The organism is Winogradskyella sp. PG-2 (assembly GCF_000828715.1).
GTDB lineage: Bacteria > Bacteroidota > Bacteroidia > Flavobacteriales > Flavobacteriaceae > Winogradskyella.
Genome location: NZ_AP014583.1, coordinates 461,140 through 485,475 on the forward strand (window position 1 = coordinate 461,140; position 24,336 = coordinate 485,475).

Here is a 24,336-nt window from a genome sequence, read left to right on the forward strand (position 1 = left end):
GATGTTAAGGCTTTCTTTTTTATAGAATAATGTGAACTATCGTTTCAGGGTAAAATGGGCTTTAAATTCTTTTTGGTTACCATTAATAGGTTCGTTATAAATAACTGTAAACCAGTAATCACTTGTTGGCATTAAACTACCATTAAATGTTCCATCCCAACCCGATCCTGTCGGACTGAGTTGTTTCAGTAATTTTCCATAACGGTCAAATATATAAATTTTTGCACTACTTCCAATACCTTCTATATTCCAAGTATCATGGTTTCCATCTCCATTTGGTGTAAAGTATAATGGATAATCTATTACTTGTACTTCTACACTGACTAATCCACAACCAATCTTATCGCGTGCTGTGATTATACGTATCCCTGAGGATACATTGGTAAACACACCACTATCTTGCCATGGACCATTATCTAAACTGTATTCATAATCACCGATTCCAGTAGCAACTGCTTCTATAACGTTATTATCACCAAATAGTTGTGTTACCACTTCTGCTGTTAAACTTGGTGGTGCACTTTCTATCACTTCTGTGCTATCCATATTAACACAACTTGTAACACTCGATGTACTTATATCTGTAACGATAACACTATATGTTCCACCTTGGGTTGGCGCTAAACTAGATCCTGTTTCTGTTGGAAGGATAGCCCCATTGTAACTCCATTCAAAACTATAATCCGTTTCTGATAAGCCTGTGTCTAATACTGGACTACTTAATACTTCTGTACCATTGGTATCAATACATAAGATATAACTGTCTTCTAAATCAAATTCTGGTAATGGATTTACCTGTAAGGTTAACTCGGCTACTTCAAAACAAATTGATCCATCAACTTGGTTATCAAACACTCCATCATTGGTAATATCTACTGGGTCTCCTTGTCCGTCTCCATCTACATCTACAAAATCTATAAAACCATCAGCATTGGTGTCTATAGCATCTGAGATACCGTCTCCATCGACATCAATCAAATCAAACACCCCATCTGCATCTGCATCATAAGTATCTATAGTGCCATCCCCATCTAAATCTAAGCCTGTTGCCAGACCTGCTAAATCTAAGTTAATCGAGATCACTGTTAACGTGTTATTATCTACTCTTGCATAAATCACCTGTGGATTTACGATATTCTCGTACAGGTTAGGTAATGGGTTTACATTTAAATTCGCATCGTCCTCTGTTGCATAATAAGTGACTATATAATTCGCTGGATCTTGACCGTCTAATACTTCTGGGTCGCGAGTTGCTAAATCAAATTGTACACTGTCATTTGATGGGTTTCCATCAGTCCCCATATTATCATCACACTCCTCATACACAATAGCTTCCATATCTGGATTGGCCTGCGCAGCTTCATCCACTTGGATATTAAAACGTTGTGTACTAATCGAACAACCTGTTACTGTATTGGTTATCGTTACAAAAATCTCTTGTGGATTTGTAAGATTAGTATAAGGGCTTACTAAGGCATTCATCTCTGCTTCTGCATCTAATAAACTCTCATGATAGGTCACTACAAACTCCATTGGGTCTTGACCATTTAAGACTTCTGCATCCTTAGTTGTTAAATCAAAACTATCGATACCATCAGTATTTAATTCACATTGTATAAAGTCTGTTACTGCTATTACTGCTGGTAGTGGATTTACGATGAGCGCAAAATCAACTATGGTATAACAGCCTGTAACATCATTGGTTACTCTTACGTAAATCGTTTGTGGTGTTTGTGTATTGGTATAGTTTATTGGATCTAGTATTGGATTACTACCTGAGTCTGCATCTTCTGGTGTTTCATGATACGTCGGTGTAACTCCAACTTCACCATTTAATAGCAGTATCTCATTTTCTGTTAAGTCAAAGACTTCTTCCCCATCTCCTGTATTGATATCGTCACATAACACTAAATCTGGTAGTATATCCGTTGGAGTTGGATTAGGTAATACTCTAATGGTCATTGTAGTGAAGTCCACACAACCTGTATCTGTATCGGTTACCACTACGTACAAAGTTTGTGGGTTTTGTGGTAAACCTCCTATGGACGTATTTGTATATTGGGTTGGGTCTGGTATCGCATTCATCTGCGACTGAGCATCTGCATCAGTCTCATAATAATCTACAGACCAACTGGCATTACCTCCTGTGATCTCTGCGTCTTTTAACGTCAAATCAAAAGTCGTCATCTCATCTCCTGGGGATTCCCCTAAATCATCACAATCCTCTAATGGTGTTGGTTGCACTGCTACTGGTGGTAATTCTACTTGTAACTCAAACTCTCCTGTATCTTGACAACCTGTTGTTGGATTGAATAACCTCACATAGATAACCTGTGGGTTCATTGTATTGGTATAGTTACCTACATTAATGATTGCACTATTACCTGCTTCTGCTGCGGCTGCGCTCAAATGATAGGTCAATATAACGTCTGTTGCACTTTGAGTGCCTAAAATCTCTGATGCTTTGGTTGTTAAATCAAATTGAGTCATCCCATTAGCATCATCATCACACAACACATAAGGTGCTATATCTGTTGGTACTTCTGGCGATGGAACTACAATTAACTCTAACGTATTTAAGGTGAGACTATAACAACCTGTGATGGTGTTCTCTGATCGTACATAAATCATTTGACTGTTCGCCATAATGTTAGTATATAAGCCTGTGATTGGATTATCACCTAGGTTAGCTTCTTCTTCCGTTTCATGGTAACTAATCACAACATCTAACTCACCATTTATAATTTCTATGGTGCGTTGCTCTAAATCAAATTCTGCAAAACCATCATTATCATCATCACAAACTTCTATAGGGTCTGGATCTGGTTCTGGTGATGGAATTGGATCTACACGTAAGGTTAATGTAATGGTGCTATAACAACCTGTATCATCGTTCTCTGCTCTTACATAAATCGTCTGTGCATTACTCGTATTGGTATATGAACTCCCTATTGGGCTGGTTGCTGCGTCTGCATCTGCCTGTGTTTCATAATATGTTAGGGTAATTCCTGTTTGACCATTGAGTATCTCATCTCTGGCGTCGTCTAGCATAAAGGCTTCTGATTCATCTCCTGGATTGTTAACATCACACTCCTCTAATGGGCTTGGTTGTACTAATACTGGTAATGGATTGACTTTAAGTACTAAACTTGTAACCTTATAACAGCCTCCCGCAGTACTACTGTCTTCAACACGTATCCATATTGTTTGGGTGTTTTCTGTATTGGTATAAGCCGTTGGATTGGCTATTGGATTATTAGCGTCGTTTGCATTTTCTGGCGTCTCGTAATAGCTTACAATATAATCTGTCGCATCTGCACCGTTTAAGACTTCGTCTGCCTTGGTCGTTAAATCAAAACTTGCAAAGCCATCTGCTGAGATATCATCACACTCCTCTAATGGTGTTGGCTCTATAATCTGTGGGCTTGGTTCTACGATTAATTGTAACTCTACTAGTGTTGCACAGGCTGTCGCTATCGTTGCACTTTCTACTCTGGCGTATAGCGTCTGCTCATCAACTACAATATTATTGTAATCTACTGTGGTATCTATGGCATCTACATTATTGTCTGCATTGGCGTAAGTCTCATGGTAACTCACGGTGAGTCCTGCTGCACCTCCTGTAATATCATTATCTGCATCTGTTAGCATAAAAACCCCAAAACCGTCATTGTCTGGATCACAATAGGTCAACGCTGTTGGTATTGGATTAGCGATTGGTGCTTGTTCTACGACTAACTCTAAAGTTGTTGTATCATAACAGCCTGTACCTGTATCTTCTACACGTACATAGATGATTTGTCCGTTACTTGTATTGGTATATAATGTTGGTAGTGGACTTGTCTCTGATTGCGCATCTGACAAGTTCTCATAGTAACTCACTGCATAACTCGGGTTGTTCCCTGTAATCTCGATGTTCTTTAAACTTAAATCCATCTCTGTGAGTCCGTCTGGTGTAGCATCATCACAAACCTCTAAAGCGGTAGGTGCGATTAAGGATGGTAATGGATTAACTACTAAATCAAAGCTAATGTTAGAACTACAATTAGTGAGTGTATTGGTCAGTACTGCAAATACTTCTTGAGGGTTGCTTATCGTATTTGCATATAATGTAGTAATCTCATTAATTCCTAAATCGGCATCCATCTGATTTCCATAGTAAGCTACCGTAACATTAACTTGGCCGTTTATTATTTCTGCATCTTTGGTAGTGAGATTAAATAACTCTTGTCCATCACCTGGATTATTCTCGTCACACAACTCATAATCACCAATCTCTATAGTTGTTGGTAGTGGGTTAACAATTAATTGTAAGGTTGTCGTAGCATAACAACCTGTAACATCATTTTCTATTCGTGCATAGATAACTTGAGATCCTGCTACTATATTACTATAATTGTTTGCTAATGGATTATTACCTGCTATAGCTTCTGCTTCAGTATCATAGTAATTTACCACCATTCCTGTTTGTGTTCCTATAACCTCTACATCACGTAAACTTAAATTGAAAGTGGCTAAACCATCATTATCATCATCACAAACTTCTAAAGGTGTCGTTGGATTGGCTATTGGGTTTTCTAAAACTTCGAGTGGCAATGCAGTGACATTATAACAACTGGTCATTGTATTCTCTAATCTTACATATACAGTGTCGTTATTTGCCGTCGTATTGATATAACCATCAAAAATTTCTGCTGTATCCATCTCTGCCCCTGACATATTCTCATGGAACGATACTTCTATTCCTGTTTGTCCATTTAATAGCTCCGCTTCTTTAGTACTTAATGGGAAGCCTACAAAACCATCCGTGTCGTCATCACATACTTGTAATGGTGTTACTGATGATACTATTGGTAATGGATTGACAATTAAATCAAAACTTGTCGTACCATAACAGTCTGGATGTAAAGGGTCTTCTACTCTTACATAAACAGTCTCAATATTTGGATCTGTATTACTATAAAGCGTCGGTAAGGCTCCTTCATTATTATCCGCATCGTCTTGGGTATCATGAAACGATACATTGTAAATCGATGGGTCTTGACCTGCTAGTATATCTGCTTCTTGGGTCGATAAATCAAATTGCTCTACACCATCGTTACTTACATCATCACAGGTCATCATATTTTCTGGCATATTGCCTATCGCTCGTGTGTTGACTGTTAATGTGAAATCGACTGACCCTGTAACGTTATAACAATTACTGTCACTTACACTCTCTATTCTTACATAGATATCTTGCGAATTACTCGTATTGGTATACAAATCTGGTAAGGCTCCTACACCCATCTCTGCATCTACAATACTCGTGTGATAAGTCACCGTGAAATCAGTCGGACTTTGACTACCTAATATCGTAGCAGTCTGTAAACCTAAATCAAAATCCCCAAAACCATCATTACTAAAATCATCACAAACCATTAAATTATTTACAACGTTAATCGTTGGTTGTATTGAAAAACCTAATGTTACTGTACTTGTTGAAAAACAACTTGTTCCATTGGCCACAACTCTTACATATAAAATTTCTCCATCAGTACCAGAATAAGAATTTGTAACAGTTACGGCTGCATTACCATTTTCAGCATCTGGTTGATTATTATGGAAAGAAACTGTATAATCCATTGTATCTAATGGATTTAAAATATCAGCAACTGCAGCGTCTAAATCAAAATTAGCTATGGTTGTAGCACTACACTCTGTTAATGCTATATCATTTAAAATGAAATCGTCAGCTATTGTAATAACGACTTCGTCTTCAGAAGTACAAGGATCACCAAATACCGCATCACTACCATCAGCAATTAAGGTATAAGTACCAGATTCTGTTACGGTAAGCGTAGAACTTGTCTCACCTGGTATAGTAACTCCGTCTTTTTGCCATTCAAAAGTATTAAAAGCTCCATTGAAAGAAGGATTAATCGTATAATCGGCACTGTTACATAATTCTTGATCATCCCCTAAATCAACTTGACAAATGATATCACAATTTGTTGTGGCATTAGAATTAGGATCTGGGTTTAAAACTAAATTAATAAAACCAGCAGATGTACTATAATTAGTTATTAATAAAACATAATAAGAATTAGCAGGTGCATTAGGTATATCTATCTGTTCTGTAGCAGCTGCAGAGAAACTACAATCTACTTGAGTACTAGCATTTAAATCATCTGCCCCACATTCTGGCTGAGCAAATGGTCCCCATATAATAAAATCTACATCATTTCCACCTCCAGTACCGTTAGGTCCTGAAGTCTGAGTTAAAGTAAAACTTAAATCACCTGCTTCATCACCTGTCTGTAAGAAATACCATCTTGGTCTAGGCTGAGATCCTAAACATCCATAATCGATACCTGCTTCAGCAGCTCCAGTCCCAACTGGAGAAGGTACATCACTAATACCATCACATATTGGTAAAGCACCAGCACAGGTATCATTATCTAAAACATTAACTTGAATTGAACTATCTGTACCTGAACAACCCAAAGGATTCGTATCGGTAACTGTAAGCGTCAATGTATAACTACCTGGATTGGGATAAGCATAGTTTACTGATTCCCCTGTAAGCATATCGCCATTACCAAAATCCCATGTGTAAGTTGCTCCAGTTCCATCTCCTGAAAAAGTAGCACTCCCATCAAAAGTAATTTGTTCACCTGGATCTACTTCAATAATTCCTGAAGCAGCAGGAGGGTTTGTACTATCTATTGAAGCAGTAATTGTTTGACAAGGAGTAAAACATAAAATATCTGCTGCCCAACCCGCTGATGTACCAGAATCATTAGATATAAATTCAATAGTAAGACAACCCGATGTATTAGCAGCTGTAGCAGATATTAGACCTGGATCCGTAGTTGGACCAAAATAACTACCTATTAAGTTAGCCGATGTATCATCACCATCATAAATGTTCATGGTATCCACATTAAGGCCTTGTTGAGTATCAAAAAGTGTAAAATCTAAAGCAACAAAATCCCCAGGAACATCTGAACATATAGTAGTTACAAAATTTTCATCTAGACTATAGTTTCCGAATTCCCCTCCAGAATCATAAAATACATCAGTACATTGGCTAAACGTACCATTTTGCATCAATATATCTTGAGAGAAAACTATACCTGAAGTTAAGAATATGAATAGGAGTAAAATATTTTTCATTATACTGTTTTATCAGTTAATATTAATTTTTAAGATTTTTTCTATACTGAGAAGTAATCTGAATAAAATAATTTGTATTGTCTATGCGATATAAATAAGTTCCATTTGCAAAAAAGTCTAATTTATATTTTAATGGATTAAAATTTGAAAGATCAATTTTAGTATCTCTTGTCAAATCCTCATTGTATGTATTTTGTAATGGCACTTGAGAAAGTAGCTTACATTTTTTCTGAGTTTTGACATTAGAATCTTCATAAATAAGAATTCTATTTCTTAGCAAATGCTTTATATCTTTTAAATACTCTTTTTGGTTGTATACAATTTCTTTTGCGCTAGATTGATAAACTTCATCTATCATTAGTTTCTCCTTTTCTGTTAATGGTGCATCAACATTTTCAGGAAAATGAATTGAACTTCTAATCGCTCCATTATTATTCTGGCTATACACGCTAAAAGTAAAAAGGAAAAATGTAAAGAGTATTAGTATTTTTTTCATGTTTATAGAGGTATTTTTAAAGTTTCGAAAATTAAGAAAATTTTAAAGAAACAGTTGTTAGTTTATCAAGGTAATTGGCATTTTAACGGTTTTAACTATATAACAGCTGTAATATTAAAACTCCTACCTTCTAGATGCTGTTTTTATTGTTTATCTTTGCGACTTGCTTTTAAAAATTTATAAATAAGATTTTACAATGAAAATCGATAGTGATTTTAATGATTTTGATGCTTTAGGTGATGACCATATAGGTACATCTAGCGAAACACCGTTACGAAAAGATGCTTTTAATTTATCTAGTTCAGAGAAAATAGAAATTATTAAAGGTGATGTTAAGCATATTATGGAAACTTTAGGCCTTGATTTAAATGACGATAGTCTAAGTGGAACCCCAAACCGAGTTGCCAAGATGTTTGTTAACGAAATTTTTGGAGGCTTAGATCCTGATAAGAAACCAAAGGCTTCTACATTTGACAATAAATATAAATATGGTGAAATGTTAGTAGAAAAAAACATTACCCTTTATTCTACTTGTGAGCACCACTTATTACCAATAGTAGGTAGAGCACACGTTGCTTATATTTCTAATGGGACAGTAGTTGGCTTATCTAAAATGAATCGTATCGTTGATTATTACGCAAAGCGACCTCAAGTGCAAGAACGCTTAACGATTCAAATTGTAAAAGAACTTCAAACTGTTTTAAATACTGAAGATGTAGCATGCGTTATAGACGCTAAACATCTATGTGTTAATTCTAGAGGTATTAGAGATATTGAAAGTAGCACTGTAACATCAGAATTTGGTGGGAAATTTAAAGAAAATGAAACACGCAGAGAGTTTTTAGACTACATTCAATTAGACACAAAGTTTTAGCTTGTTTTCTCTAAGCTAGTTTTTTAGTTTTGCTTATACATTTTTTCAAATTTGCATCATGCCATTATACGATATCAATCACATAAAAATATATAATACGCTTTCTGGTGAGAAAGAAGTATTTAAACCTATAACCGCTGGTCATATTGGTATGTATGTATGTGGCCCTACAGTGTACAGCAACGTGCATTTAGGTAACGTAAGAACTTTTATGTCTTTTGATATGATCTTTCGTTATTTTAAACATTTAGGTTATAAAGTAAGGTATGTAAGAAATATTACAGATGCTGGTCATTTAGAAAATGATGGTGATATTGGTGAAGATAAAATTACAAAAAAAGCAAGGTTAGAGGCTATTGAGCCCATGGAAATTGTACAACGTTATACTGTAGATTTTCATAATGTTTTAAATACTTTTAATTTTTTACCACCTAGTATTGAACCAACAGCAACTGGTCATATTATTGAGCAAATAGAATTAATTCAATCTATAATAGACAATGGTTTTGCATATGTTGTTAACGGATCAGTCTATTTTGATGTCCATAAGTATAATGAGTCTAATGAATATGGAATTTTAAGTAAGCGTAAACTAGAGGACTTAATTCATAATACAAGAGCACTTGATGGACAAAGTGATAAAAAAAATCCTCAAGATTTTGCGCTTTGGAAAAAAGCAGAACCAACTCACATTATGCGATGGCCATCGCCTTGGAGTGATGGATTTCCAGGTTGGCACCTAGAATGTACAGCAATGAGCACTAAATATCTTGGTGACTTTTTTGATATTCATGGTGGTGGAATGGACTTAAAATTTCCTCATCACGAATGTGAAATTGCACAAAACCAAGCAGCAAAAGGACAAGACCCAGTTAAATATTGGCTGCACGCTAATATGCTAGAGCTTAATGGAGCTCGTATGAGTAAATCTACTGGTAATTATATTAATCCTGCTGAATTACTTTCAGGCGATAATGATAAAATGTCTAAAGGGTATAATCCAAGTGTCATTCGTTTTTTTATGATGCAAGCCTCTTATAAAAGTGTTTTAGATTTGACAGATGACGGCCTACTAGCTGCAGAAAAAGGTTTCAATAGATTAATGGATGCTATTAGTTTAATTGACAATTTAAAAACAAATTCTACATCAACGTTTAATGTTTCAGAATGGAAACTAAAATGTTATGATGCTATGAATGATGATTTTAATACTCCTATTTTAATTGCTAATCTATTTGATGCTGTAAAGTTTATCAATCAGATAAAAGATGGAAGTGCAACTGTGACTGGTGATGATTTAGAAATATTAAAGCACACTATTGAAATTTTTACATTTGAAATTTTAGGCTTAATTAATGTTTCTAAAGAAAGTAAAGGAAGTGATAAACTTGCTGGTGTTGTTGACATTTTAATCAATATGAGGAAAGAAGCAAGGCTAAATAAGGACTTTGCTTTATCTGATAAAATTAGAAATGAATTAGCTGAAGCTGGCATTCAGTTAAATGATAGCAGAGAAGGCACAACTTTTACGACTAATTAATAGTGAAAAAGATTCTTACATACCCTTTTTTATTTCTAATTAAGATATATCAAACTTTAATTTCTCCAATAACACCTGCAACATGTAGATATCAACCTACATGTTCGCATTATGCAAAAGAAGCGCTTGAAGTACATGGCTTTTTTAAAGGTAGTAAGTTAGCTATAAAGCGTATTTTTAGTTGTCATCCTTGGGGAGGAAAAGGTTTTGATCCGGTTCCGCCAAAAGACCATTAATATTCCGTTAATCTCGTTTTCAATCCTTTTCAAAATATTATATTTACAACATAAAGTAAACACCTATGCATTTTTTACAAATTTCTTGGGATCCAATTAAATCTATTGACTTAGGTTTTTTCGAGCTTCATTTTTACAGTGTCATGTGGATAGTAGCCTTTATTCTAGGCTTCTACATCATAAAGCGTATCTGGAAAAAAGAAAATCAATCTGAAGAATCCTTAGATTCCTTGTTCATATATTCAGTGCTAGGTATTATGCTAGGTGCTCGTCTGGGACATGTTATTTTTTATCAATCCGAACTTATTACCGAAGATTTCTTCAGTATTTTTCTCCCTTTTAAATTTAAAGGTGGATTAGAATTTACAGGTTTTCAAGGTTTAGCAAGTCATGGTGCTGCCATTGCAATGATTATCTCTATGTATCTTTTTAATAAAAAGATATTAAAGAAAACAGTGCTCTGGATTTTGGATCGCGTGGTAGTCCCAGTTGCTTTAGGTGCAGTATTTGTTAGGATAGGAAACTTTATTAATTCTGAAATTATTGGTAAATTCACAGAGTCTGATTTTGGGGTAGTTTTTAAACAACTTGGAGAAACGGAACCAAGGCATCCTGCACAATTATATGAGGCCTTCTCATATATTTTTGTATTTCTAATTTTGTTATATTTCTACTGGAAAACTAAAAAATCTGAGCAACAAGGCTTTTTATTTGGGTTGTTTTTAGTTCTTCTTTGGACAGTGCGATTCTTTGTTGAAAATGTAAAAGTTAGTCAAGGAGGGATTGAAAAATATTTTGGCGATTATTTATCTACTGGACAACTTCTTAGTATACCATTCATATTAATTGGTCTTTATTTTATGTTTATATATAAACCTAAAACAAAAATAGTCTAACCATTTTGAAATTTTTTGGTACATATCTCTTGTTTTTCTTATGCCTCGTATTTATTGTTAGCTGTAAAGAAGATAAGCCAACAAAAGCTGAAGACAAAGTTGTTGTTACTTTTAAAAAAGAAGGTGCACTTAATATTCTAAAAGGGGACTCTGATTCTGTGGTAAAGACTATAGCAATAGAAATTGCCGATAATGATTATGAAACTCAAACGGGTTTAATGTATAGAACTAAACTTGAGACCAATCACGGAATGCTTTTTATATTTCCAGATTTGCAACCAAGAAGTTTCTATATGAAAAACACTAAGATCCCTTTAGATATTATCTACATAGACGAAAATAAAACTATAGTAAGTTTTCAAAAAGATGCTAAGCCTTTTGATGAGACTTCGCTTCCATCTAATGCTCCTGCTAAATATGTTTTAGAAATTAATGGAGGACTTTCGGATGAGTGGCAACTTGAGATTGGAGATAGGGTTGATTTCATTTTAATCAATGAGTAATCCTGAAAATTTATGCATTAAAACACCCGTAGGACATAATTTAAGTCTAACCCTTTTTAAGCCTAAAACTTCAATTCATAAAACTATCATTATTTCTTCCGCAACCGGATTTTTGTAGCATTACTATTATAACTTTGCTACTCATTTCTCCGAATTAGGATATACTGTTTATTGCTTTGACTATTTTGGAATTGGTAAATCAAGTAGAAGTATTACTCAACTCAAAAAAAATACAATTACTCTAAAAGCTTGGGGAGAAAATGATCAAGCCTAAGTTATAGATCATGCCAAATCTAAACATCCCAAACACCAAATAATAGTAATTACGCATAGTATTGGTGGACAAATTTTAGCTTTTAATAAATCTATCTGTCATGTAGACACTCTAATTACTATAGTTTCACAAAGTGGTTATTGGAAGTATTGGAAAGGTTACGAGCGTATTAGAATGTTTACATTTTGGTATATATTAATTCCAACACTAACTCCATTATTTAGTTATTTCCCAGCTAAGAAAATTGGTCTGTTCGAAAATTTACCTAAACAAATGGCCTACCAATGGGAACGTTGGGGAAAACATAAAGATTATATTTTAAGCGAATTCGATTTTGAAGACCTTCAATTCAAAAATTATGATAAGCATTTACTTTCATTAAGTTTTCCTAAAGATGAATATGCTTCTAAATCTTCAGTAGATTGGTTGGCAAAACAATTTATCAATGCAAATATTGAAAGACGTCATATAATTCCTGAAAAATTAGGAATTGAAAACATTGGACCTTTTGGATTCTTTAGAAGTAAATTTAAGGATTCATTATGGGAAATGACAAACGAATGGATCGAATCAAATGGTTAAACACCTATTAGTTAAATATTAAATTCTCTTAAAAAGAAAAATGCCTTTCTTTACAGAAAGGCATTTTAGGTTCTGAAACAAATTCAGAACAAAATTATATCAGAAACTTAAGCTTCGTCTTCTTCTTTTACTTTTTTCTTTAATGATTCTGCCGCATCACCTTTCTTAGCAGTATCGTACATTAATGGTGTTGCGATAAACATCGAAGAATATGTACCAACTAAAACACCAACTATTAATGCAAATAATAAACCTCTTAATGAATCTGCACCAAAAGCGAACATTGCTAATAACACAACCAATGTTGTTACAGAGGTATTTAATGTTCTACTCAATGTACTATTTAAAGACGCATTAATTGTTTTTCCGAATTCCCATGAGGTATGTTCATTTAAGAACTCTCTAATTCTATCAAATACAACAACCGTATCATTTAACGAGTAACCAATAACCGTTAAAATTGCCGCAATAAAGGCCTGGTCAATCTCCATACTAAATGGCATAAACTTCCATGTTAATGAGAAGATTCCTAATACAATTAATACATCATGGAATACTGCAGCTACTGCACCTAACGAGAACTGCCATCTCTTAAATCTAAATAAGATATACAAGAATACAACAACTAAAGATCCTAAGACTGCCCATAATGATGATGTCTTAATATCATCAGCTATAGTAGGACTTACTTTACTAGATGACATTTTACCAACTTTGGCATCACCTGACCCATCTAAGAATTCTTGATAAGTCATACCATCTGGAAGATACTTTTGTAAAGCTCCAAATAACTTAGACTGAACTTCTTCATCTACTTCAGTAGAATTCTCATCAACTTTGTATTTTGTAGAAATCTTTAATTGATTATCACCACCTATAGTTTTAACCTCAGCACTATTAAATACAGCATTAAGATCACTCTTCACTTCTTCAATACTCATAGGTTGTTCAAAACGTACTTGGTACGTTCTACCACCTACAAAATCAATTCCTTGATCTAGTTTGTTTGTAAATAAAGATCCTAAACTTGCTAATAATAATACTCCAGAAATCACATAAGCAATCTTACGTTTCTTTAAGAAATTAATATTTATGTTCTTAAATAGACCTTTGGTCATTGCTGTAGAGAAATCTAATTTTCCGCCTCTATTTGCATACCAATCTAGTAATAATCTAGTGATGAATATCGCTGTGAATAATGAGGTTAAAATACCAATGATTAAAGTCGTAGCAAAACCTTTAATTGGCCCAGTACCAAATACAAATAATATTAAAGCAGTTAAACCTGTTGTAATATTCGCATCTAAAATTGATGATAATGCATTTGAAAAACCATCTTTAATTGATTCTTTCTGCGATTTTCCTTTTGCCAGTTCTTCTCGAATACGTTCAAAGATAAGTACGTTTGCATCGACCGAAATACCAATAGTTAATACAATACCTGCAATACCGGGTAAAGTTAATACGGCTCCTAAACTTGCCAATACACCAAATATTAATAAGATATTTAATAGTAAAGCAATATCTGCGAATATACCTGCTTTACCATAGTAAAAAACCATCCAAAGTAAAACAAAAGCTAAGGCGATAATGAATGATTTCATACCACTATCAATCGCCTCTTGTCCTAAAGAAGGTCCAATTTCTTCTGCTTGAACAATCTCAGCAGAAGCAGGTAATTTACCAGCTCTTAATACGTTAGCTAAATCAACCGCTTCAGTTAACGAGAATGATCCTGAAATTTGTGATCTACCACCAGCAATTGCCCCAGAAGATACACTTGGAGCAGAATACACAATATTATCTAAAACAATGGCAATGTACCCTTGTGTCTCGTATGCTTTCTTAGTCATTTCTTCCCAAGTCTTAGAACCTTTCGCATTCATTTGCATACTTACTGCTGGTCTACTTAGTTGATCGTAATCTTGTCTAGCATCAGTAATAACTGCACCACTTAATTCTGGTTGATCGTCTCTATTACTTTTAATAGCATACAATTGTGCAAATTCAGAATCCTTTTCTTGAATTCCCCATACAAACTTTGCATAACGCATCTCAGCAGGTAAAGTTGCTCTATTCTTAGAACTATTTAATTCCGCTAACACTTTTTCCTTATCCTTAGCTAGAAAAGTTCCAATTATTGAACCTCCGTTACCATAACCTTGAATTCCTAATGGATTTACGTCTGCAACATTAGTGCTATCTGATTCTATCTGACCTGTTAAATCATCAATCACATCTGCCGTAGTATCTTCCTCTGTTTGCGCTACATCTTCTGCTACTTCTTCTTCAGTTTCCTCAGCTTTGTTTGCTTCAACTAAAGCTTGGTTAACTTGGAAAAGGTAAGGTGTCATTTCCTGAGATTTGTATGTTTCCCAAAATTGTAACTGTGCTGTTTTTGTAATGATATCTACAACACGCTTTTTATCCTTAGCACCTGGTAATTCTATTAAAATACGACCAGAATTTCCTAAACGTTGAATGTTTGGTGACGAAACACCAAAACCATCAATACGATTTCTTAATACTTCAAATGCAGAAACTATTGATTCATCAATTTTAGTTTCAATGATACCTTTAACTTCATCATCTGACATATCAAATTTAATGACATCACTCAAATCACGATTAGCGAAAATATCTGGAGATGCTAATTTCGTATCCCCTTTTATAGCATCGAAAGCTCTAAAGAAAGACTCTAAATAAGATTCTTGTGCATCTGTCTGTAAGTCTTCAGCATCATCTAATGCTTTGTTAAAAACAGGGTCACTACTATTATTAGCTAACCCTTTTAAAATATCCTTTACAGAAATTTGTATGATGGCATTAATACCACCTTTAAGGTCTAAACCTAATTTCATGGCATTACTCTCAACCTCTGAATAAGTGTATTGAGATACACCTAATAAATTATAAACTTCAATAGGTTCAAATTCATCACCTACTTTAATTTTAGACGTCTTTAATGAATCTATATAGTTAATTTCAGCCTGATTTCTCAAATCCTGATAGCTATTTACAGTTTCATCATACTGTGCTACAGCTGCAGTTTTAGCAGCATCCTCTATTTGATTGGCTTTAAATGTAAATGATAATTGGTAGATACTTACCAAGCCAAATAAAATAGCGAAAAGCTTAATTATTCCTTTGTTTTGCATTGTTATAGTTATTTAGTGTCGAATTTTAGATTAAAATTTATCCGCGCAAATATAGAGTTTACGCTCTAATCCGACAATTGTTTTTTTATGTTATAAATGTGTTTAGCTTTTTGATTGATTTATAAAAGCTATTGAAAATACTTGGGAATTATTTTAGATTCTAAATTCCCTTTTTGAAGGGCCTGCTCTAACTTCAGGAATGATATTAGATATATGATCAAATGCGAGAGCAATAGTAGTATATCTTTTAATTTCGAACTCTACAGTTCTACTTATGTAGTTTGAATTAAGGATTCCGTTTGGAAGATGGTCTGTAGGATTATTAAAGCGATCTGTTTTTTGATTCAACTCTGTGATTTGAATTCCGTCAAAATGCCAGTTTGTATCCGCATCTTTTTGAATTTCAGAAATGTTGAGCTTGTAATCATTTTCATTACTATTCTCTGGATAATCACTAGAACGATTTTCATCAGATTGATATGCAAGCTTTAAACTGCCTTCATTAGAAAGTATATTCTGAATTCGATTTACATCTGCATCGCTATAATATGTGATTTTGAGTTTTCCATCTTCATGTTGCCCAATACTAATATGTAAGACACCAATACTTTGAAGTTTTTCTTTTACATCTTCAATAGTGGTATTTGCGTCTTCAGAAGAAATATTTTCATTAGAAAACTGAATAACAATCTGTTGATTAGGTACTATTGTATTATCTAAATACGTTCCTAAAAACGTAAAAAGAAGAATAATAATTCCTAATTGCAATCTAATTTTCATGCGCCAAATATAGAAAAATTATAGGTTTATCTATAGTATTTAGGCATGTATACTTTAAAATTAAATTTCTGGAATAACAGATTTTGGCACTTTAGGTTCTTTAGCTTTCTTAATTGGTTTTTTACCATAACCAATAAGCATATATGAATGATTAGGAAAAAGCTTATTAAAACCAATCGCAGTAAGCATACTCAAACTAATTAAAAGTAGAATAACAACTATATATAACATTAACGAATAATTTTCAAAACTTATATCGAGGTAGCTTTTTAAAATCATTAAAAATTTTAAAAAATATACATGCAAAAAGTAAATCGCAAAACTGGTATTAGCTAAACTATTGATAAATTTACTTTTTACATGTTCAAAACGATGTAGCCAAATCATAAAAAACAAGCAAAGAAATACCATCTTAAATATTAAAAGATCGACACCATTATAGACTAGAAAGTGAGTTTTATAAAGTCCAACATCGCCCAAATTTGTTTGCAAAAAGATGAAGAATATAACAACTAATAGCAAATAGACATCTTTGCCCTTTAATAATTCATAAATTTTATCTTTATGAATTGCGCATATTATTCCCATTAAATATAATGGTGTAAAATAAATTAAAGATTGAAAGGCTTGAAAAAGAAAAGTACGTTCGTAAGGTCTTTGCACAAAAGACGCAACAATTAAAAGGAAACTAAATATGAATAGTTGCTGCTTTAATTTTAGCTTAATAAACTTCACATGTAATGGCGACAAAACTGCCATAATCATTACGAAGGGAATATACCAATATGCCGTAATGTGAGCACCAGAAATCAAATACTTAAAGGTTGAAATAGAATTCCAAAACAACTTATTCAATTGATTAGACTCTATTAAACCAGAATTATCCCAATAGAATGGCATAGTCATTAAACCCATAAATATTGGTAATATGGATAAAAATAAATAAGGTTTAAAAAAACGATTCACCCTTGCTTTAAAAAAATTAGAATACTCGTATTTTTTGTATAAAACGAGATAAAACAAAAAGCCAGAAATAAACGAAAAATTTAGTGTAGAGCCACTAATAGCATTAAAAAAAAATTTGCTGGTAAACGTATCCAATTTTACATCAGAAACAAATTGCGCATGCACGGCAATAATAAAAATAATTGCTAATGCTCTGTAATGGTTAAGGGAATTTAAATACTTCATGTTTGGGGCATTACAAGTATATATAGTTTAACTCATCTTAATAGGTTTAAATGAGTTGACAAATACTCAGAATAATCCAAATGTATGTTTGAACCAAATATCAGTCAATAAAAATAGATTAAAGCACTAAAATTATCCATAAAAATTTCTTTTTGATAAAAATCATCGATGAAATGACTATAAATGTACATAATCCTAGTGATACGTTATAAATCAAAAAGAGGTCTGAAAAATTCAGACCTCTTCTATTTTTTACGCTTATTATGATTTCTTATAACTCTAACAATCCATTTGTTTTCTTAACACCTTCAGCACTTTCAGCCATATGTGCTTTTTCAGCAGCACTTAATGGAACATCAATAATTTTTTCAATTCCGTTTCTACCTAAAATTACAGGTACACCAATACATAAGTCGTTTAATCCGTATTCACCTTCTAAAAAGGTAGAACATGGAAATATTTTCTTTTGATCGCAAGCAATGGCCTGAACCAAACCACTTACAGCTGCACCTGGCGCATACCAAGCAGAAGTTCCTAATAATTTTGTTAGAGTAGCTCCACCTACTTTGGTATCTGCTGCAACTTGATTTAAACGATCTTCTGATAAAAACTCAGATACTTTAATACTATTTCTTGTTGCATGTGATGTTAAAGGCACCATACCTTTATCACTATGTCCACCAATCACCATACCATCAACATCGCTAATTGGAGCTTCTAAAGCTTCAGCTAATCTATATTTAAAACGTGCAGAATCTAATGCTCCACCCATTCCAATAATTCTATTTTTTGGAAGATCTATTGTTTTATGAGCTAAATAAGTCATTGTATCCATAGGATTACTAACAACTATTAAAATCGTATTTGGTGAGTGTTCTACTAAACTTGCAGAAACTGATTTTACAATCCCAGCATTAATACCAATTAATTCTTCGCGTGTCATACCTGGTTTACGAGGAATACCAGAGGTAATTACACAAATATCACTATTTGTAGTTTTAGAATAATCGCTTGTACTACCTGTAATCTTAGTATCAAAACCATTTAAAGATGCTGTCTGCATAAGATCCATTGCTTTTCCTTCTGCATAACCTTCCTTTATATCCAACAACACAACCTCAGAGGCAAAATCTTTTATGGCAATATATTCTGCACAACTTGCACCAACTGCTCCTGCACCAACTACTGTTACTTTCATTTTCTTTTAAATTTTTTAATGTGAAACTATACGTTTAAAACGATTGCAAAATTACGAATAAAAATGCTGTAAATGAAAAAAGCACAAGAGTAAATCTTGTGCTTTAATGCCATATTAAAACCTTTGAGAAAACTAGGTATTTTCATTATTAAAATATAGTCTCTCCTTCATTTGGATTGTAAACGTAGTCAAAAGTATAATATCTTCCATTTGCAGGATTAGATGGATCTTGATCCAAATAATAGCTAATGATTTCGACTTTAGCGTAACGTCCGTCTCTAGTTCGGAACACGAGAACTTTCCCAGGAATTTTTGTAATGAGATTAGTCATAAAGTTATAGTTATACCAACCATTATCACTTCCTGTTGTAATTGCAAAACCTTCTGTACCATCTTGAGCAAAAGTTAAGCCATCAACAGAGGTTACATTAGCTAATGTACCATCTACTATTACTGCACCAGCATTACCATTACGTTCTGGTTCATCTGCAGTGCCAGTTTGAGCACCACCATTTATTGCAATTGTTGTACCTCTAAAAGCAATATCCCAATCTGTAGCACTAGTTGTCTGCATTCCAGTAGAAAAATCAAATCTAGTGAATTCACCACCAATAGGCTGACCTTGGCCTCCAGTTTGTGGTGCGCTTAGGTTTTCTATGGTTACAGATTCCAGATCGATACGAGATGGACCATTGTCATCATCAGAGCTGCAAGATGCAAACCCTATAAATAAAGCGAGTAATGTGAGTGTTTTAAAAGTGTTCATTGTTTTCATTTGTATTAAATTATTGTGTTAAAAATTATAATTAAGTCTTGTGAATAATTGAATTCCGTTAAGATTTGGAATATTATTATCGGTATGATTTAAAAAATTTCTGGCACCAACTTGTAAATCAAAATGGTCTTCAAATTGTTTTGTAGCTGCAATATTTACAGTTACAAAACCAGCAACAAAGCTATCATCATAAGTATCTAAAATAGCATTGCCATTAGTATCAAACTGACCATATTTACTTCTGTAAATAGTACGTAAATTGAAATTGGTTTTAATTTTAGGAATCGTATAAAATATTTTAAGATTGGCTGTATGACGCGAGCGGTTTACTAAACCAAAGTAATCAGAACGTTCTACTAAAATGGTTCTTCCTGCATCATCTATAGTAAAAACTTCTTCATTTTTTATTTTATCGAGCTGTGCTTTATCGTAAGTGTACAATAATTGATAACCACCGCTAATTCTTAAATTTTCATTCCAATTATAGGTAGCATCTAATTCTACACCAGTAAAAAAGACTTCATCAAAATTGCGATAGCTAAATACGTTTTGCCCATTGACTTTACGCGCAATAACCTGTGTATCTATCAGGTTTTTGAAATCGTTTCTGAAGCCATTTATGCTAACATTCCAATTATCTTTAGTATAGCTCGCACCTAAGTTGATACCAATTGAACTTTCTGCTTTCAACGGATTATTAAATTGATTAATAGGAACAACAACATCGAGAATTTGCCCAGCAGCTTCTAATTCTTGCAACTTATCTAAAGCAACATTATAACCCAAAACGGTATAGCCAACCGCAGAATTGGTGAAATCGAAGAACAGTTGCCTAAAATCTGGTGCTTTAAATCCATAACCAACAGAACTTTTTAGTGCGATGTCATAGGTGATATTATATCTTAAAGCCAGTTTTGGACTAAATTGATTACTGTATTCCGAATGATTATCAAAACGACCACCAACTATAACACTCAAGTCTTGTAGAGGTTTTACATCCCACTGTGCATAGATGTATTGCGAATTGAAATTAACCTGATTATCAAAAAACGAACGGTCCAATTCGTCATATTGGTAGCCTAAACCAGTTGTAATTTCACCCGAATTCTTTAAGTTGTAAACAGCTCTAACTTCTGGCCTTATGAGATATTGATTAAAGTTACTATCAAAAAGGACATCACCAGTTACCGGACTTTGAGAAGATTCGTTCGCTCTATAATTTGTGAAATAGAATTCATATTCAAAACGCAGTTTATCATGCCATTCGTGATTGAGTCGTAAGTGCGAGTTCCATTCTGTTTCTTCGGAGTCTCCCTCAAAAAGATCATCAGCAGATTCAAAACTATTTTCTTGTGTTTGGGTGTAAAAGCGTGTGGAACTAAATAGTTTTAATTGGTCATTAAAATCATAAGTTAATCTGCCGTTTAAAGTGTAATTTTCAAAAGGACTCACTGTTTGTCCTGCAGTTTCTGGTGTTAAATCATAACCTTCGCTAGAAAAGCGATTTATAAAAATACCATAGCCTAATTTTTCAAATTTCTGATTTATATTAACATTCGCGTCCAATTGGGTGAAAGAACCAGCTCTAAAAGAAACATTACCACTAGGTTTGCTAGATTTAGGTTTTTCAGTGATGATATTAACGACGCCACCCATGGCTTCGCTGCCATAAAGTGCACTCGATGGCCCTTTTACCACCTCGATTTGCTTTATGTTACCGACAGTTAATCTGCTCAAATCAAAATTACCAGCACTTCGTCCTACCAAAGGCACACCATCAATCATAATCATTATATAATCTGAATTTATCCCTTGTATTTGTAAACCTTCAAAACCACTTTCGTCTGGTATTACAATTAAACCAGTTTGTTCAGCTAAAATTTCATTCATACGAATAGTGCCTGTCTGTTTTATCTGCTTTTTAGATATTAAAGTCACTGGTAGAGGAAGCGATGATAATTGTCTTGGTGTACGTGTAGCAGTAACAACAACCTCATTTAATTCTTCAATTTTAGTAGAGTCTTTTTCAATCTCTTTATTTTCTTGAGCTTGAGAGTTACTCAGAAAAAAAAGTATAAAAAAAAGAAGAATATTATTTTTATTTAGACTCATTCTATTTAAATTTGTCGCAAATATAAAAGTTATTTTAATTCATTCTAAATAAGAATAGAGAATTTTTTAATTAAATTTTTAATCAACAATAAAATAAAAATGCCATGAGTAAAAAATTAGCAATTTTAACCAGTTTAGTAATAGCATTTTCATTATATGCAAATGCTCAAAAAAAGAAAAAACAAGATAAAGAGGCTATTAAAGAAATGTGTGGTTGCTTTGAGGTGACCTTTAATTTTGCAGAAACCTTTCAGTACAGTGAAGATTCATTGTATAAACCATCTAAGTCAAAAGTGTCTAAAGCTTTAGAGTGGGCACAATTAGTAAAGGATGATAAAAATAAAGTATCTATTCAACATTTATTACAAGTAGGTCGACCAGATAAACCAATGATTGTAAAGCATTGGCGACAAGATTGGTTATATGAGAATACAGTACTATATGAATACAATGGTGATAATAATTGGACGTTTGTTAACAAATCGAAAGATGAAGTCGAAGGACAATGGACGCAAAAAGTATTTCAGGTAGACGATAGTCCACGTTACGAAGGATCAGGAACTTGGGTACATGTTGATGGTAAAAGTTATTGGGAAAATACAACAACAGCACCATTACCAAGACGCGAATATACAAAGCGAAGCGATTACAATATTACTAAAAGAGGTAATCGACAAGAGATTACAAACTTTGGTTGGGTACATGACCAAGACAATGCTAAAGTTATAAGAGAAAGCGGTAAAGACGATGTAATCCTAGCTGAGGAAAAAGGTTACAATACCTATAAAAAAGTAGATGATAGTCGTTGCCAAGCAGCACAAGATTGGTGGACAGAGCACCAAGCTAAATGGACATTGGTAAGAACAAAATGGGAAGTGGTTTATGGTCGTAACGCAGATTTAACGCTTAAAACTAAAGTCGATAATAAAGCATTATACAAGCATCTTTTTGATGATGAAGTGACTTCAAAGGAAGATATAGAACAAGTGATTGAATCTTTTGTAAAGTAAACCATTATGACATTGAGAAATTATATAACCCTTATGATACTTTGTGTGTCATTTTCATCCCTTTTTGCCCAAGAATCTAATATTTTTTTGAGTCGTGACTATTGGAAATCAAATCCATCAATAGCAGATATTGATAAAAAGATGGCCAGTGGCCATTATATCTCAGCACTTAATAACAATGCTTTTGATGCCGTTTCTTATGCGCTGATAGAAAAGGTTGATAACAGTACAATTAAACATCTTTTATCAAAAGAAGGTAACGGAGTCAATAAACTCACACACGACGGGAGAACTTATATTTTCTGGGCAGCTTACAAGAATAATTTAGAGATAATGACTTATTTGGTCAACCAAGGTGCCAAAACTGATATTATAGATAGTCATGGGTATTCGGTTTTAAATTTTGCGGCATCCACTGGGCAAATCAATACAAAGCTTTATGACTTTTTAATATCTCACGGAGCGAATCCTACAATTGAAAAAAACCATAGTGGGGCCAACGCCCTATTATTAGTAGCCCCTTTTCTAAAGGATGAGTCATTAATAAAGTATTTCGTTTCTAACAAGGTAGATATAAAAAGTACAGATAATAAAGGGAATGGAATTTTTGATTATGCTGCAAAAGGCGGTAATAAGATGGTATTACAAATGCTTATTGACAAGGGTATAAATTCTGCATCTGGTAATGCTATGGTTATGGCAAGTCAAGGTACTAGAGGAAAAAAGAACACATTAGAGGTGTATAAATTTTTAGAATCAAAAGGACTTAAGGTTAATGCAATTGGTGATAATGGTAGAAATCCGCTACATGCAATTGCATATAACTCAGAAGATTTAGAAACCTACAAGTATTTTATAAAAAACGGTGTTGATATTAATCAACAAGACCAAGTTGGTGACTCACCTTTTATGAATGCTGCTAATAGCAACACTTTAGAGGTAGTTAAATTTCTTTCGTCCTATGTAAAAGATATTAATGCTAAAGACGAAAACGGACGCTCTGCATTAGCTATGGCGATAAATATAAATGATGTTGAAGTTGCTGAATTTTTAATTGAAAATGATGCTGATATTAGCACAATGGATACAGAAGGCAATTCCTTAGCTTATTATTTGCTAAATACATTTAGAACTAACAAGCCAGAAGTATTTAATGCTAAACTTAATTTGCTAAAAGAAGTAGGTTTAGATTTATCTAAAACACAAGGCAAAGGAAAAACACTATATCACATCGCAGTAGAAAAGAATAATCTAGAGTTATTAAAGCGTATAAATGATTTTAAAATTGATGTCAATGCTAAAAATGATGATGGCTTAACGCCATTACATCTGGCAGCTATGAAGGCAAATAATCAAGATATACTAAGATATTTAATAACTATTGGTGCTGATAAAACGGTTAAAACAGATTTTGAAGAAACTGTTTACGACTTGGCCAAAGAAAATGAATTGCTTCTAAAAAACGATATTAACATCAGTTTTTTAAAATAATAATCTACCACAAGTTCCCTTCTTGGGAAGGGTTAGGGATGGGTTAAAAGAAAAAAATAAAC

Annotated in this window: 16 protein-coding genes; 8 read left to right on the top strand and 8 right to left on the bottom strand. The window is 33.4% G+C overall.

Annotated elements, in window-relative coordinates; translation table 11 throughout:
• Positions 1 to 36: 36 nt before the first annotated feature.
• Positions 37 to 7,158, bottom strand: coding sequence for a T9SS type B sorting domain-containing protein (locus tag WPG_RS02135; RefSeq protein WP_231850240.1), 7,122 nt, complete (start codon positions 7,156 to 7,158; stop codon positions 37 to 39).
• Positions 7,159 to 7,180: 22 nt separating this feature from the next.
• Positions 7,181 to 7,654 (bottom strand): hypothetical protein, encoded by a 474-nt coding sequence (locus WPG_RS02140; protein WP_144374401.1) that lies wholly within the window; start codon positions 7,652 to 7,654, stop codon positions 7,181 to 7,183.
• A gap of 196 nt (positions 7,655 to 7,850) precedes the next feature.
• Between WPG_RS02140 and folE the strand changes: the two genes are divergently transcribed.
• The 6 genes from folE to WPG_RS18495 all read left to right on the top strand — a co-directional run bounded on the left by folE (position 7,851) and on the right by WPG_RS18495 (position 12,559).
• A complete protein-coding gene (gene folE / locus WPG_RS02145) occupies positions 7,851 to 8,528 on the top strand; it encodes a GTP cyclohydrolase I FolE (protein ID WP_045468787.1) in 678 nt (225 codons plus the stop codon).
• 58 nt (positions 8,529 to 8,586) lie between these two features.
• On the top strand, positions 8,587 to 10,068 hold the full coding sequence (gene cysS / locus WPG_RS02150; RefSeq protein WP_045468789.1) for a cysteine--tRNA ligase: 1,482 nt from the start codon (positions 8,587 to 8,589) through the stop codon (positions 10,066 to 10,068).
• Between the two features lie 2 nt (positions 10,069 to 10,070).
• Positions 10,071 to 10,304, top strand: a complete 234-nt coding sequence (gene yidD / locus WPG_RS02155; RefSeq protein WP_045468792.1) for a membrane protein insertion efficiency factor YidD — start codon at positions 10,071 to 10,073, stop codon at positions 10,302 to 10,304.
• Positions 10,305 to 10,369: 65 nt separating this feature from the next.
• Positions 10,370 to 11,200 (top strand): prolipoprotein diacylglyceryl transferase, encoded by an 831-nt coding sequence (lgt, locus tag WPG_RS02160; RefSeq protein WP_045468795.1) that lies wholly within the window; start codon positions 10,370 to 10,372, stop codon positions 11,198 to 11,200.
• 5 nt (positions 11,201 to 11,205) lie between these two features.
• A complete protein-coding gene (locus tag WPG_RS02165) occupies positions 11,206 to 11,703 on the top strand; it encodes a DUF192 domain-containing protein (RefSeq protein ID WP_045468798.1) in 498 nt (165 codons plus the stop codon).
• 448 nt (positions 11,704 to 12,151) lie between these two features.
• Positions 12,152 to 12,559: a hypothetical protein gene (locus WPG_RS18495; RefSeq protein WP_231850241.1), complete on the top strand. Its 408-nt coding sequence runs from the start codon at positions 12,152 to 12,154 to the stop codon at positions 12,557 to 12,559.
• Between the two features lie 107 nt (positions 12,560 to 12,666).
• Here the strand turns inward: WPG_RS18495 and secDF are convergent, their stop codons facing one another.
• From secDF to WPG_RS02200, 6 genes are all read right to left on the bottom strand, one after another.
• Positions 12,667 to 15,717 (bottom strand): protein translocase subunit SecDF, encoded by a 3,051-nt coding sequence (gene secDF, locus WPG_RS02175; protein WP_045468801.1) that lies wholly within the window; start codon positions 15,715 to 15,717, stop codon positions 12,667 to 12,669.
• A gap of 153 nt (positions 15,718 to 15,870) precedes the next feature.
• Positions 15,871 to 16,497, bottom strand: a complete 627-nt coding sequence (locus WPG_RS02180) for a hypothetical protein (RefSeq protein WP_045468803.1) — start codon at positions 16,495 to 16,497, stop codon at positions 15,871 to 15,873.
• A gap of 60 nt (positions 16,498 to 16,557) precedes the next feature.
• Complete coding sequence (locus tag WPG_RS02185; RefSeq protein WP_045468806.1) at positions 16,558 to 17,688, bottom strand: acyltransferase family protein; 1,131 nt, start codon at positions 17,686 to 17,688, stop codon at positions 16,558 to 16,560.
• A 271-nt stretch (positions 17,689 to 17,959) separates the two neighbouring features.
• A complete protein-coding gene (locus WPG_RS02190) occupies positions 17,960 to 18,886 on the bottom strand; it encodes a malate dehydrogenase (RefSeq protein WP_045468808.1) in 927 nt (308 codons plus the stop codon).
• Between the two features lie 148 nt (positions 18,887 to 19,034).
• Positions 19,035 to 19,661 (bottom strand): HmuY family protein, encoded by a 627-nt coding sequence (locus WPG_RS02195; protein WP_052471125.1) that lies wholly within the window; start codon positions 19,659 to 19,661, stop codon positions 19,035 to 19,037.
• An 18-nt stretch (positions 19,662 to 19,679) separates the two neighbouring features.
• Positions 19,680 to 21,773 carry a TonB-dependent receptor plug domain-containing protein gene (locus WPG_RS02200; protein WP_045468810.1) on the bottom strand — a complete coding sequence of 698 codons (2,094 nt, stop codon included), beginning with the start codon at positions 21,771 to 21,773 and terminating at the stop codon, positions 19,680 to 19,682.
• A gap of 104 nt (positions 21,774 to 21,877) precedes the next feature.
• Here WPG_RS02200 and WPG_RS02205 point away from each other — a divergent pair, with 104 nt between their 5' ends.
• Both WPG_RS02205 and WPG_RS02210 read left to right on the top strand, forming a co-directional pair.
• Positions 21,878 to 22,783 carry a DUF6607 family protein gene (locus WPG_RS02205; protein ID WP_045468812.1) on the top strand — a complete coding sequence of 302 codons (906 nt, stop codon included), beginning with the start codon at positions 21,878 to 21,880 and terminating at the stop codon, positions 22,781 to 22,783.
• Positions 22,784 to 22,789: 6 nt separating this feature from the next.
• On the top strand, positions 22,790 to 24,274 hold the full coding sequence (locus WPG_RS02210) for an ankyrin repeat domain-containing protein (RefSeq protein ID WP_045468813.1): 1,485 nt from the start codon (positions 22,790 to 22,792) through the stop codon (positions 24,272 to 24,274).
• The last annotated feature ends 62 nt before the right edge of the window (positions 24,275 to 24,336 follow it).